The sequence below is a fragment of the Mucilaginibacter sp. P1_A3 genome, assembly GCF_056406855.1.
This window is the reverse complement of the sequence record NZ_JBFTZJ010000009.1, coordinates 359,958-373,764: the sequence shown is the minus strand read 5'-3', so window position 1 is coordinate 373,764 and position 13,807 is coordinate 359,958. Positions and strand designations below refer to the sequence as shown.

Genomic DNA, 13,807 nt, shown 5'->3' with positions numbered 1-13,807 from the left:
AAAAAGGGAGACCAAATCTGGCCTCCCTCTTTAATAGGTATAAGTAGGATCGATATTAAAATCCGTAAGCTACACGTACACCAATAAAGTTTACTTTACTTGCATCAACGCCAGTAGCATACTTGGTAGTAGCCTCGTAACGTACACCGGCATCAATAAAGCTGCTTTTGCTTACAGGGAACTGAACACCAATTTGCGGAGCATAAACAAACGCGGTTGATTTAGTATAGCCAAGATCACTTTTGTTTAACAAAAACGCGGCTCCTGCTTCACCCTGAACATAAAAGTTTTCGATAGGGAAGAATTTTAAACCAGCTTTTACAGGTATTAAATGAAAATCAGTTACATCTGCATTAGCAACACCACCAATATTCTTTTTACCAAAAATGTTATTGTAACCCGCATTAACAGTTACAAACAATTGGTTTTTGTAAACCGGGATATCTGCCTGTACCGAACCGCCTAAGTTCCATTTGTAGTTATCTTTAAAGTTACCTACAGGTATACCTGCATCAACACCAATGCTGTAACGGATACCGCCCGGGGTAGTAGTTGTAGTAGAAGTAGTTGTTGTGGTAGTTGTTGTTTGGGCTGATGCGCCAAGGCCTAAACCGGCAAAAGCTAAAATTAAAGCTGAAATTTTGAATGAATTTTTCATAACAATTGTTGTGTTTTGATATTTGTTTTTGTTTTAAACACAGGGCAAATTAAAGCACCAAATCATATATGATTTTTCATCCCAAAGTCACGAGTATTTAATCAATTGATTAATAGTATTTTATTTTCTGACCATAAGGGTACCATGGTCAGGCTATTGTCAAATGGGATTACAATTGCCTTTTTACTGTCAAAATTAACACAGAATTAACATTGGACTTCAAGGCACAGAAAGGGGTTTTCTGCGTGAATTGATCTTTTTTCAGTTTAGATTGAAATTTATAAAGCATGAACGTGGCGAATTCAGCTATTAAGCACCCCGGGCGGGTTACTAAAAACAATCAGGATGGGGTAGATATTGAATACCCCATCTTAGCCAATTTTTGTTCTCTGGAATTACTTCCCTTTAAATTCTGCTTTACGTTTCCCTAAAAAAGCGGCAACACCTTCTTTAAAATCTTCGGTACCGAAACATTTTCCAAACTCTTCTATTTCGGTTTCAAATCCGTTTACCCCATCATTAAAACCGGCATTTACAGACCGGATAGCAGCAGCAAGGGCTAAAGGAGCGCGAAGCAATATTTTTTTCATTAACTCTTCGGCTTTTTCCAACAACGCTTCCGGAGCAACCACATGGGTAACTAATCCATAATGAAGCGCATCGGCCGCATTGATCATGTCGCCTGTTAAAATCATCTCAAAGGCTTTGCCTTTACCCACCAATTGGGGTAAGCGTTGGGTACCACCATACCCCGGAATTAATCCCAGGGTAACTTCGGGCGTGCCCATTTTTGCGGTTTCGGCAGCCACGCGGATATGGCAGGCCATGGCCAGTTCAAGGCCTCCACCCAAAGCAAACCCGTTTATGGCCGCAAGCACAGGTTTATTGCCATTAGCAATCTGGTCAAAAACTTCAGTTTGGTTATTGCGGGCAAGCGCGGTACCCCCGTCAACAGCCAGGTCTGCAAATTCACTAATATCGGCGCCGGCTACAAAAGCCTTTGTTCCTGCCCCGGTTAAAATAATGCCTCCCACAGCCGGGTTATTAAACGCATCAAAAAATGCGGTATGCAGTTCGGCAAGGGTGGCTTTGTTGAGCGCATTGAGCTTGCTTTCCCTATTGATAGTAATATACTGTATACGATCTTGATTGGTGATCAACAAATTTTGAAACTCCATTGCAATAGCTATTTAAAAGTTACGGTGCTTATGCACCCAATCCGTTATATATTTAACAATGTCCTGCGTGCTGGTTCCTGGCGGAAAAAGTTCACCTACGCCCTGCTCTTTCAGGGTTATCATATCATCATTTGGGATAATCCCGCCGCCGGTAACAAGCACGTCATCCATCTGCTTCTCTTTTATAAGCTTGAGTATTTTGGGGAAAACCGTCATGTGCGCTCCGGATAATATGGAAATACCAATGGCATCCACATCTTCCTGCAGGGCGGTGTTCACCACCATCTCGGGTGTTTGGCGCAAGCCGGTATAAATTACTTCCATACCGGCATCGCGCAGCGACGTAGCTATAATGCGTGCGCCGCGGTCGTGCCCGTCAAGCCCTACTTTGGCAACTAAAACGCGGATGGGTCGGTTAAAGGTATTACTCATGTAAACCGGATTGGTTGCCGTAAAAGTAATAAGAATGAAAGATAATATCGAATACTGAATTTAGAGTCCCGAACATCGAAATTGATGATCAATTAAAATTCATTTTGATATTGGTTATTGAATGTTCGGGAGCAAACAAGCTGAGGCAAACTGAACAGGCAATTTATTGTTTTTTTAGCCGGTAGGTATAACTATAGCCATCGCCACCTTTAACCAGTATTAAACTGTCTCCTTTATATTCTGCAGAATAAGTACCACTTAATAAAAGACTCCAGTTAAAATTAGCCGTGTGTACCAGGCTATCTGTAAAAGCAATCTGATCGTTATTATTTAAGGCAAAGGTTCCTTTGCTGCTCAGTGGCAAAAGTCCCGTAGTAGGAAAAGCGTGATAATTATTGCCTGTTATTTCCACTTTAAAATCAATAACGCCCGGTGTTGATTGAACACCCTGGGTAACCAGCCTGCCTGTGTAATTACCCTGAAGCTTTTGCGATGAAACGTTATCCTTTTTGCAACCACCCGCCACTACAAGCGCGATGAATAAAAACAGTAGGCCAAATGCTTTCATAAAATCATTTTTATACCATTACGATAAGCATTGCACTTGTGTTACAGTTTGTTAAATAACATTTATTTATTGGCTTAGTAACGGCCTGGTAAACATCTCAAAAAATAAATTTTAACTTTGCCATGTTATGATGATCAGTGAGGCCACAACTTTCAACTTGCTTGAACAAGATCTTTTACTCCTCCCACAAAAAGCCATTTACTGGCAACAGCAAAAAGCTTTAATCATTACCGATGTGCATTTTGGTAAGGTGGGGCATTTTCGTAAAGCCGGCATAGCCGTGCCCCGCGACATGGAGCAAAGCGACCTGGCTACCCTATCTGATCTCATCCACGAACACAAACCCGAAAAGCTGTTATTCCTGGGCGATTTGTTTCATAGTGATATGAATAACGACTGGGATTGGTTCATACTTTGGCGTAGCCAGTTTCCGCAATTACAGATTATCCTCATAAAAGGTAACCATGATATTATTGCCGACAGCCACTACCAAAAACTTAACGTCGAACTACATAACGAACTGTTGATCGCCCCGTTCCTGATGCTTCACCATCCTTTGCCCGATGATAAGCTGCAAAACGCCGCCGCCTATGTTTTTTGTGGCCACATTCACCCCGGTATAAACTTAAGCGGCCGTGGCAGGCAAAGCATAACCCTACCCTGTTTTGCTTTTGGCAGCAGGCAGGCCATACTACCTTCTTTTGGCAAGTTTACTGGCAGGGTGGCTATCCGCAGCGCCCAAAACGATAAAATATTTGCCGTTTTAAAAGATAAGGTAATAGCAATTGCTTAATTCTCCCTGCTTTAACCCTTATTTTAATCATAATTACGGTGTAATTGCACCGTAATTTCTTAGATTGATTCTAAATAACTTTTTAGCCGCTAATAAGCCGAATCCATTTATATCTTTTGGCATTTAATAAATACTTTTGCCAAAATAAATCTATTTCATAATGAGCGAAATTAAACAAACCTTTAACTCATCGCTGGGAAAAAAGCTTATCATGGCTTTAACAGGCTTGTTTTTGTGTACTTTTATCATAGTACACCTTGGGGGCAACCTGTTGTTATTTAGCAACGATAATGGTTTTGGTTTTAATGTGTATGCCAATTTTTTAACACATTTTCCACCTATCGAAGTTATTGCATACCTGCTTTACCTGTCTATCCTGGTACATGCGTTGTACGCAATTATTTTAACAGTAAAAAACCGCAAGGCACGCCCTGTAGGTTATGCTGTAGCACCAAAATCAGATGCAACATGGTCGTCAAAAAACATGGGACTGCTTGGTTCAATCCTGTTTTTATTCATCGTGATTCACATGAGCGATTTCTGGTTCAGTTATCATAACGATAAAACTATGGGCTTTAAAGAGTACCGTACCGACCTGAAAACCGGCGTGACTACAGATGTTGATTACAACCCTGGCTATGCCGAGTTCAACAAATCAGTTTCTGTTGTAAACGATGTGGAAATTGTAAGGGTGAAAGACCTGCATGCACGCGTGGTTAGAAGCTTTAGCAGCTTATGGTATGTTGTATTCTATGTAATTGCCATGGGTGCTTTATCATTCCACCTGCTACATGGTTTCCAGAGTGCTTTCCGCACGTTGGGCTGGGTACACCGTAAATACACACCTGTAGTGTATGCAGTAGGCACCTGGTTTTTTGCGGTAATTATTCCGCTGGCTTTTGCAGCGATGCCGGTGTATTACTTTTTTGTGCACAGAGGTTAATTAAGTTGGATTTGGTTGATGAAGTTAAATTGTAATTGATTAAAACCATGCACAATTCTCCCTATCAACTACTCACTAATATAAAATTATAAAAGAAATGAGTTTAGATGCTAAAATTCCTCAAGGCCCATTAGCCGAAAAATGGAGCAAGCATAAATTTGACCTGAAGCTGGTTAACCCGGCCAACAAGCGTAAATACGATATCATTATTGTAGGTACGGGTTTGGCAGGCGCATCAGCCGCGGCTTCATTGGCCGAGCTTGGTTATAACGTAAAATCTTTTTGTTTCCAGGATAGCCCCCGTCGTGCACACTCCATTGCAGCACAGGGTGGTATCAACGCAGCAAAAAACTATCAAAACGATGGTGACAGTGTTTACCGTTTGTTTTATGATACTATTAAAGGTGGTGACTACCGTGCCCGCGAAGGTAACGTTTACCGCCTTGCCGAAGTATCTGTTAATATAATTGACCAATGTGTTGCACAGGGTGTTCCTTTTGCACGCGAATACGGCGGCTTGCTGGATAACCGCTCATTTGGTGGTTCGCAGGTATCACGTACGTTTTATGCACGTGGCCAAACCGGACAACAATTACTTTTAGGTGCTTACTCGGCATTAAACCGCCAGATACACGCCGGTAAAGTTAAAATGTACACCCGTACCGAAATGCTGGATGTTGTTACCATAGATGGCCATGCCAAAGGTATTGTTACCCGCAACATGATCACCGGCGCTATTGAAACACATGCAGGCCATGCGGTATTGTTATGTACCGGTGGATATAGCAACGTTTTCTACCTGTCAACAAATGCCATTGGCTCCAACGTAACTGCGGCCTGGAGGGCACACAAACGTGGCGCTTTCTTCGGTAACCCATGTTATACACAAATTCACCCAACATGTATCCCGGTAAGCGGTGATCACCAGTCAAAGCTTACGCTGATGTCTGAGTCGCTGCGTAACGATGGACGCGTTTGGGCTCCAAAAACTGTAGAGATTGCTGAGCAATTGCGTAAAGGCACTATCAAGGCCGACCAGGTAAAAGAGGACGATCGTGATTACTTCCTTGAACGTAAATATCCGGCGTTTGGTAACCTTGTTCCGCGCGACGTGGCTTCACGTAACGCCAAGGAAATGATTGAAGAAGGTAAAGGCGTAGGTGGTTCAGGCTTTGCGGTTTTCCTTGACTTTGCCGATGCTATTAAACGTTTGGGCGAAGAAACAGTGAAAGCCAAATATGGTAACCTGTTTGATATGTATATCCAGATAACCGACGAGAACCCGTACAAACAGCCAATGCGTATTTACCCTGCTGTTCACTATACCATGGGCGGCCTTTGGGTTGATTATAACCTGAGCACCAATGTACCGGGATTATATGCTTTAGGTGAGTGTAACTTCTCTGACCACGGCGCTAACCGTTTAGGTGCATCTGCTTTGATGCAGGGTTTATCTGATGGTTATTTTGTAATACCTTATACACTTGGCGATTACCTGGCAAAAATTGGCCCTAAAAAGGTTGACATTTCACACCCTGCTTTTGAGAAAACCAAACAGGATGTAATTACATATATCAATAAACTGTTGGCTTTAAAAGGCAATAAAACTGTTAACGAATACCACCGCGACCTTGGCCATATTATGTGGGAATATTGCGGAATGGCACGTACAGAAGAAGGACTGAAAAAAGCTAAAGGATTGATCCAGGCACTGAAAGTTGATTTCTGGAAAAACGCCATCGTAACCGGCGAAAACGAAGAAGTAAACGCTTCGTTGGAAAGAGCGGGCCGGATTGCCGATTTCATTGAACTGGGCGAACTGATGGTTGATGACGCTTTGATGCGCCGCGAATCATGCGGCGGTCACTTCAGGGTTGAATCACAAACCGCCGATGGCGAGGCACTGCGCGACGATGAAAACTTCGCGTTTGTGGCAGCCTGGGAGTTTAAAGGTGAAAACCAGCCAGAAGTATTACATAAAGAAGCATTGGTATTTGAATCAGTTCATCTATCGCAAAGAAATTACGCGTAAGTAGCGATATAGTAGCAATTAGTTAGTATCAAGTATCAGGACGGAAGCAAAAAAATCTTGATACTTGATACTTTCGAGTTGATACTAACAACAAAACATTTGATACAAAATCTTAAAGAGATGAGTAACGGAAATATGAACCTGACGCTGAAAGTATGGCGTCAAAAAAACGCTCAAACATCGGGCAAATTTGTGACCTACAAGGCCGAAAGTATTTCGCCTGATATGTCATTCCTGGAAATGCTTGACGTTGTTAACGAAAGTTTAACCCACAAAGGCGACGAGCCTATCAACTTTGATCACGATTGCCGCGAAGGTATTTGTGGCATGTGCTCGTTATATATCAATGGCCACCCACATGGGCCTAAGCGAGGTGTTACTACCTGCCAGCTGCACATGCGTACTTTTCATGATGGTGAAACCATTACTATTGAGCCATGGCGCGCATCAGCATTCCCTGTTGTAAAAGACCTGGCTGTTGATCGCTCTGCTTTCGACAGGATCCAGCAGGCTGGTGGTTATGTATCAGTTAATACCGGTGGTGTACCCGATGGTAATGCCATCGCTATCCCTAAAGTTATTGCCGACGAAGCATTTAACTCTGCAACTTGTATCGGTTGCGGTGCCTGCGTTGCAGCATGTAAAAATGCTTCGGCCATGCTTTTTGTTGGAGCAAAGATAACCCAGTTAGGCTTGTTGCCGCAAGGCCAGCCAGAGCGTTACCGTCGTGCACAATCAATGGTTGCCCAAATGGACGAAGAAGGATTTGGCAGTTGTACCAACACTGGTGCATGCGAAGCTGAATGCCCTAAAGAAATTAAGCTGACCAATATTGCCCGCATGAACAATGATTTTTTCAGTGCTAAGCTGTTTAGAGAAGAAGAGATCCACGAAGACAAACACTAAGATTGTTCTGTTTAAAAATATTAAAAGGTCTGGAGTTTTCCAGACCTTTTTTGTTAATTAGAAATATTAAAACCATCTGCCATGTCGGGCAGATCGTCGAACGTTTTCCCTGGATATTGTTTATCCATAGTACCAATCCACGTAAAAGCATCTGAAATATAGTTTCCTTGCGCTATTAGTTCAGCAACAGCATCTCTTAAGGTTGTTTTAGTTATATTTTTTACAATAAACATATCAGTAGCCCAAAATACTGAACCATCATCCCTGCTCATGAGGGACCCAATGTTTTGCAAAGTAAATGCTGTTGCAAAATACACATCTCCATTTTTGAGAATAATGTTGATGTCAATATTATCCATCAATTCATCGGCTTCACCGTATCCACCGGGGAAAATAATTTTAAAGTCTTTGAGGATATGCATTTGCGTGTTATTACTTAGCCGTTAAACATACATATTCCCCTTGAAAATTCAATTACTCTATCACATCCACCACCAACTTCCCTACAGTCTTCCCATTTTCTATGATCTCATGCGCCTGTTGTGCTGTTGCCAGGGTAAATTTTCTTTCATCAACCAAAGGCTGCAGTTTACCTGCTTCGGCAAGTTTGGTAGCCGCCCGCATAATCTCCCCATGACGTTTACGGCCTTTTCCGGTGATCATTGGCATGAGCGTAAATACGCCTGAATAGGTTGCTCCTCTGAATGATAGTGGCGCCAACTTGTGCTCGCCCCAACCGAGGCTACTTAATACATGACCTGTATAATAACGTGCGGCGTTAAATGATGCATCAAGCGTTGCGCCGCCAACGGTATCATACACAATATCAAAACCATCTCCCCCGGTATATTTATTTACATATTCATCAACCGTAGTAGTCCGGTAGTCAATAAAAGTGGCGCCCAGGCTTTCTATATATCCCTGTTGCGCTGCGCTGCCCGTTGCAAAAACATCGGCGCAATAAGCTTTGGCTATTTGTATGGCCAAATGCCCTACGCCACCTGCCCCACCGTGAATCAACACCTTTTGCCCAACGCTTACTTTAGCCCTGTCAACCAGGCCTTCCCAGGCGGTAATAAAATTCAATGGCAATGCGGCCACCTGGCGCATACTTAGGTTAGCCGGTTTTATAGCCAGCAAGTCGGCGTCAAATGCGCCATATTCGGCAAGAGTGCCCTGCAGGCCGCCGATACCCCCTGCCATACCATAAACCTCGTCGCCAGGTTTAAAGTTAGTAACGCCTGCACCAACTTCCTCTACTATTCCGGCAAGGTCCATCCCTAAAATAGCGGGTAAAGCCTGCTTTGCATGCGCGCCGCCGCCTGTACGGATTTTATTATCAAGCGGACTTACGTCGCTGGCCACTATACGCACCAGAACCTGGCCCGCGCCGGCAACCGGCCGATCAACCTCTGTAAGTTTAAATGGGGTATTGGCAGCCTCTAATACAAGCGCCATCATTGTTGTTAGGTGGTTAGTTTTCATCGTTCTATTTTGTTTTAGCGATGTAAAATTATGCAAGAAAAGAACCAAAATCCTTGCACAATATTTCGTAATAATTGTACATTTATGCTATGGTAAAAGATAACCTGTATCAGCCGTTTGAGATAGTACTCAGAGAACCTATGGATGTATGCCCCCGTAACATGCACTCGCACAGTTTCTTTGAGTTTATTTATATTGTGAGCGGTACAGGTAAGCAGTGCATCAACCAAAGTAAATTTACCTATAAACCGGGACATTTGTTTTTACTTACGCCCAATGATTCGCACTATTTTACTATTGAAACTACCACACAATTTCTGTTTATCCGGTTCAATTTAGATTATATTAAACAGCACAACCTATCCGGTGAGATGCTGAAAAACCTGGAATTTATTTTAAAAAATGCTAACCAGGCGCCGGGCTGTGTGATCAAAAACTATGATGACCGGCCGGTTATGAAATCTATAATGAATGCTGTAATAACCGAGCATTTAAATCATGGCCTATATAGCAAAGAGCTATTGCAACAGTATATATACACGGTTATTATGATTGTTACCCGCAACATTGCCCTTAGCTTGCCCCAGGAAGTTGACGAAACAACCGAAGAAAAGGCATTGAATATTTTGCAATATATCCAGGCGAATATCTACTTCCCCGAAAAATTAAAGGCAGAAGTTATAAGCGATAAAATGGGGATCTCCGAAACCTATCTGGGCCGCTATTTCAAAAAACATACCAGCGAAACCATGCAGCAGTACATCATCAATTACAAGCTCAAACTAATTGAAAACCGCTTGCTTCATAGCAATATGCGCATGGCCGAAATTGCCAATGAACTTGGTTTTAATGACGAAAGTCACCTTAACCGGATCTTTAAAAAATATAAACATGTAAACCCATCTGATTTCAGGAAGATGGGCGTGAAAGAAAAGTTAACGGCAACAATCTGATTAAAGAAGAGCCTCCGTTATTTAGCCACCAATACGCCTTTCAACGGCCATACCGGCGATTGCAAACCTATATTCAAAAACCCAGCCTGCTGTTTATCGGCCAAAGTGTTTAAATAATTATTTAACATATTGCCTGCTTGTGTAATACTATTGCTTGTGCTATTCATCCCTCTTCTATAGCTTTTTTTTGCGACTTGAATAGTTTCAAAACCACTGATAATTTGCCATTTAACAATACTAATCCTTATGGCCCAGGCATAATAAAAATTATAATCGATACGGAATACCTCAACCTCTGAATTATAAAAGCTTGTATCGCCACTAAGTTTACTGGTATATAATTGCAGTTGTTGGTTAGTTATTGTTTGCAGCGGTATCTGAGCGGCGTCGCCCCCGCAATCGTTATATTTATCGTCATACTCTTCCTTAAAGCGATTAAAATCGGTCATGTACTCCGTGTAAAGATCATCATACATTTGCCGGGTGGCTATAGCATGCCTGTTATGGGCTGCACCATCTTTTATGTGTTGGGCAAAACTAATATTTACCCGTTCTTCAATTTCGCTTTTAGTTCGCCGGCACTCACTGCAGAACAGGCCATCCTTGTATTCCTGCACATTAAATTCGTACTTTCTTCGCCTGTCGTCAATTTTTACTTTGATTTTTTCGAACTTAATTTTGCACCCATCATCGGGATTATCGGCCAGAACAGTAGTTTGCGCCAATGCCTGAAGGCACCCTGCCAGGAAAATAACTATGCTCCATACGATTTTCATATTCAAAACCCACCTACGTTTGAATCAGGGTAAAATAATTGGCACTTCCTTACAATAACCCTCCAACTAATTTAAATATAATATTTGATACAAATCTTATAATCAGGACATTATTTAAGAAGTTACCTTGCTGGATCTCAATTTATATTTTGTGCAAAAGCCAATACATTGACTACCTACTTAGTTTTTTGCTAATATGTTTTGGTTTGACCTAACTACAATGAGTAACAACACGCTCCCCCCAATAAAAAGCAGGAGTTTTTGACAATTTGAATGAGCATAAAGAGAATAATATAGCTTTAATCCGGTTAATAATTGATATCTTATCCAAACAAAACAGCCATTGTGAGTTAAATTTACTCGTATTATTTACCATATTAATACCTAAATCCTGTTAAAAATGAAAAATCAATTAAAATATTCACAAAAAAATCAAAATAATTTGCTTTTTTATCAAAAACACTTCATAAATTACATTTTTAAAAATAACTGATTAGTAACTTTTACATTTTCATCATTTTTTTATGCAGGAATCAGCTTATTTTGATAAATATAACCCCATTGAAGGTGTTTGGGACGAAATGTACGGCTCGGACAGCAATGTTCGCGAGCATTATCGTAAGGTAATTGAATATATTTCACAAGAATCGGCCGATGATCTCAACAAAAAGGAAGAGCTGGCCAAGCGCCTGTTCATGAGCCAGGGTATCACCTTCACCGTGTACAACAGCGGCGAGGGTATCGAAAAAATATTTCCGTTTGATATCATCCCCCGTATTATTACCGCCAGTGAATGGGCCTTTGTTGAACGCGGTATTAAGCAACGCCTTACCGCGCTTAATCTTTTCCTGAAAGATATTTACCATAACCAGTTTATTGTAAAGGACGGCATCGTGCCTATTGATATTATATATTCGTGCCCGCATTTTTTGCGCGAGATGTACCAGCTGAAAGTACCGTATGATATTTATGTACATATTTCGGGCATCGACCTGATCCGCGATGAAGACGGTATCTTTTACGTACTCGAGGATAACCTGCGCACCCCATCTGGAGTAAGTTATATGCTGGAGAACCGGGAGATAACCAAACGCCTGTTCCCTGATCTGCTGCCGCAATGCGGGGTCAGGAGCGTGACGGAATATCCAACCATATTGTATAAAAACCTACTGGCATTATCGCCCAGGCAAATCTCCAACCCCACCATTGTATTGCTGAGTCCGGGGATTTATAACTCTGCTTATTTTGAGCATACTACTCTTGCCCGTTTAATGGGTGTTGAACTGGTTGAGGGGCGCGACCTGGTGGTGAATAACCACAAGGTTTATATGAAAACCACTACCGGTTTGCAACAGGTTGATGTAATATACCGCAGGGTTGATGATGAATATTTAGATCCACTTGTATTTAACCCGGCAAGCATGCTGGGTGTTGCGGGTATTATGGGCGCTTATCGTAAAGGCAATGTTGCCATTGTAAACGCTATAGGCACCGGGGTTGCCGATGATAAGGCGGTATATGTTTATGTACCCGATATGATTCGCTATTACCTGAACGAAGAACCGATACTGAAAAACGTACCCACCCACCAATTAGGGAACCGCGATGAGCGCGACTATGTGTTTAAAAACCTTAATAAAATGGTGGTTAAAAAAACCAATGGCAGCGGTGGATACGGCATGCTGATGGGGCACGCGGCATCTGAGCAGGAGATTGACGATTATAAAAAAGAGATCCTGAAAGATCCCCGTAACTTTATAGCGCAACCAACTATCAGCTTGTCATCGGCGCCATGTTATATGCAGGGTTCACTAACACCCCGCCGTATTGATCTGCGCCCCTATGCATTATATGGCCCGGATGGCATAGAAATAGTGCCCGGCGGACTAACACGTGTTGCCTTAAAAGAAGGCTCACTGGTAGTTAATAGCTCGCAGGGCGGTGGCAGTAAGGATACATGGGTATTGGCGTAGGGTTTGGGAGCAAGGATTAAAAGACAAAAGAATAAGGACAAAAATAAAGGATAAGTAAATCCCAAATCGAACATCCCAAATCCGAAATTAAAAGATATATGTTAAGCAGAGTTGCAGCAAGTTTTTATTGGTTAAGCCGCTACATTGAGCGCAGCGATGGTATGCTACGGATGCTCAAAATTAATTATGCCTCATCGCAGGATACCATCCAGGAGTTTACCTGGGAGCCGGTGATCAGGATATTTGCCGGGGTGAATGAAGATGAGGCCGATAAGCTGGATAATGACAGCCGTGCGGTTTTAAAATATATGGTTACGGGCAAAAACAACCCTAACTCGATCCTCAGCATTATAACGCTGGCCCGCGAAAACGCGCGTGGCGTACAGGAACACATCACCAAGGACTTATGGCAATGCCTTAACGAGTATTACCATACGGTGAAAGACTCGCGCCTGGAGCGCTCCCTACAGCGCGAGGACCCTATTGGTGTGCTTGACGTATTAATAAAACAGGTGATGCTTTATTATGGCACGGTTGAGATAACGATGGAACGGGGCGAAGGCCGGAGTTTTATGAATATTGGTAAATACCTGGAGCGGGCTATACAATCAGTGGATATTTTGGATACCAAATTTAGTTCGATAAGTGATAACCCCGATCTGTTGACGGATACCACTTATTGGAAACATTTATTGCTTTCTTTAGGCGGATATGAGTTATACCTTAAAACCTACAGGGAAGGCTTTGAGGCCGAGAATGTGCTGGAACAGGTTGTTTTAAACAACGATTTCCCACGCTCGGTTATCTATTCGGTAAATAACATCCAACGTTATTTTGATAGGTTAAAGAATGATACCAATGTTGATACATTCCGCGAGATGTCATTCCAGATCGGTCGTTTACAAAGCCGGATCAAATACAGTTCGGTAAGGAGCATCCGGGCCGAGGGATTGCATTTGTTTTTAACACAAATCCGAACGGAGCTCTATGGTATAGGTAACTCACTAAACGAATATTACTTTGCCAACTCATAAATTAATTTGAGAGTTCGCTGATTTGAAAATTTGAAAATGACTAATAAACAATTTGAGGATTAATAATGGATGAGTT

Annotated in this window: 14 protein-coding genes; 7 read left to right on the top strand and 7 right to left on the bottom strand. The window is 42.1% G+C overall.

The genetic code is table 11. The features are described from left to right. Positions 1-55: 55 nt before the first annotated feature. The 4 genes from AC1D0K_RS21130 to AC1D0K_RS21115 all read right to left on the bottom strand — a co-directional run bounded on the left by AC1D0K_RS21130 (position 56) and on the right by AC1D0K_RS21115 (position 2,836). Positions 56-658 (bottom strand): hypothetical protein, encoded by a 603-nt coding sequence (locus AC1D0K_RS21130; RefSeq protein ID WP_295721427.1) that lies wholly within the window; start codon positions 656-658, stop codon positions 56-58. 395 nt (positions 659-1,053) lie between these two features. After that, a complete protein-coding gene (locus tag AC1D0K_RS21125) occupies positions 1,054-1,836 on the bottom strand; it encodes an enoyl-CoA hydratase/isomerase family protein (protein WP_477398405.1) in 783 nt (260 codons plus the stop codon). Positions 1,837-1,848: 12 nt separating this feature from the next. Further along, the gene (locus tag AC1D0K_RS21120) at positions 1,849-2,268 is read right to left on the bottom strand and encodes a cobalamin B12-binding domain-containing protein (RefSeq protein WP_477398407.1); all 420 of its coding nucleotides are present in this window, start codon (positions 2,266-2,268) and stop codon (positions 1,849-1,851) included. A gap of 163 nt (positions 2,269-2,431) precedes the next feature. After that, the gene (locus tag AC1D0K_RS21115) at positions 2,432-2,836 is read right to left on the bottom strand and encodes a hypothetical protein (protein WP_477398409.1); all 405 of its coding nucleotides are present in this window, start codon (positions 2,834-2,836) and stop codon (positions 2,432-2,434) included. 127 nt (positions 2,837-2,963) lie between these two features. Between AC1D0K_RS21115 and pdeM the strand changes: the two genes are divergently transcribed. The 4 genes from pdeM to AC1D0K_RS21095 all read left to right on the top strand — a co-directional run bounded on the left by pdeM (position 2,964) and on the right by AC1D0K_RS21095 (position 7,510). Beyond that, positions 2,964-3,629, top strand: a complete 666-nt coding sequence (gene pdeM / locus AC1D0K_RS21110; protein ID WP_477398411.1) for a ligase-associated DNA damage response endonuclease PdeM — start codon at positions 2,964-2,966, stop codon at positions 3,627-3,629. Positions 3,630-3,789: 160 nt separating this feature from the next. Next, complete coding sequence (locus AC1D0K_RS21105; protein ID WP_477398413.1) at positions 3,790-4,572, top strand: succinate dehydrogenase cytochrome b subunit; 783 nt, start codon at positions 3,790-3,792, stop codon at positions 4,570-4,572. Between the two features lie 97 nt (positions 4,573-4,669). After that, positions 4,670-6,604, top strand: a complete 1,935-nt coding sequence (locus AC1D0K_RS21100; RefSeq protein WP_477398415.1) for a fumarate reductase/succinate dehydrogenase flavoprotein subunit — start codon at positions 4,670-4,672, stop codon at positions 6,602-6,604. Positions 6,605-6,724: 120 nt separating this feature from the next. Further along, positions 6,725-7,510: a succinate dehydrogenase/fumarate reductase iron-sulfur subunit gene (locus AC1D0K_RS21095; protein ID WP_295721441.1), complete on the top strand. Its 786-nt coding sequence runs from the start codon at positions 6,725-6,727 to the stop codon at positions 7,508-7,510. A gap of 53 nt (positions 7,511-7,563) precedes the next feature. Here the strand turns inward: AC1D0K_RS21095 and AC1D0K_RS21090 are convergent, their stop codons facing one another. Both AC1D0K_RS21090 and AC1D0K_RS21085 read right to left on the bottom strand, forming a co-directional pair. Further along, positions 7,564-7,932, bottom strand: coding sequence for a hypothetical protein (locus AC1D0K_RS21090; RefSeq protein WP_477398417.1), 369 nt, complete (start codon positions 7,930-7,932; stop codon positions 7,564-7,566). 52 nt (positions 7,933-7,984) lie between these two features. Continuing rightward, positions 7,985-8,995, bottom strand: a complete 1,011-nt coding sequence (locus AC1D0K_RS21085; protein ID WP_477398419.1) for a zinc-dependent alcohol dehydrogenase family protein — start codon at positions 8,993-8,995, stop codon at positions 7,985-7,987. A gap of 89 nt (positions 8,996-9,084) precedes the next feature. Here AC1D0K_RS21085 and AC1D0K_RS21080 point away from each other — a divergent pair, with 89 nt between their 5' ends. Beyond that, positions 9,085-9,948 (top strand): AraC family transcriptional regulator, encoded by an 864-nt coding sequence (locus AC1D0K_RS21080; protein ID WP_477398421.1) that lies wholly within the window; start codon positions 9,085-9,087, stop codon positions 9,946-9,948. Positions 9,949-9,965: 17 nt separating this feature from the next. On the opposite strand, the gene AC1D0K_RS21075 is transcribed toward AC1D0K_RS21080, so the two are convergent. Further along, positions 9,966-10,724: a hypothetical protein gene (locus AC1D0K_RS21075; protein WP_477398423.1), complete on the bottom strand. Its 759-nt coding sequence runs from the start codon at positions 10,722-10,724 to the stop codon at positions 9,966-9,968. Positions 10,725-11,248: 524 nt separating this feature from the next. Between AC1D0K_RS21075 and AC1D0K_RS21070 the strand changes: the two genes are divergently transcribed. Together AC1D0K_RS21070 and AC1D0K_RS21065 are read left to right on the top strand one after the other, a co-directional pair. After that, on the top strand, positions 11,249-12,697 hold the full coding sequence (locus AC1D0K_RS21070) for a circularly permuted type 2 ATP-grasp protein (protein WP_477399303.1): 1,449 nt from the start codon (positions 11,249-11,251) through the stop codon (positions 12,695-12,697). 98 nt (positions 12,698-12,795) lie between these two features. Further along, the gene (locus AC1D0K_RS21065; protein WP_295717595.1) at positions 12,796-13,731 is read left to right on the top strand and encodes an alpha-E domain-containing protein; all 936 of its coding nucleotides are present in this window, start codon (positions 12,796-12,798) and stop codon (positions 13,729-13,731) included. Positions 13,732-13,807 lie beyond the last annotated feature (76 nt).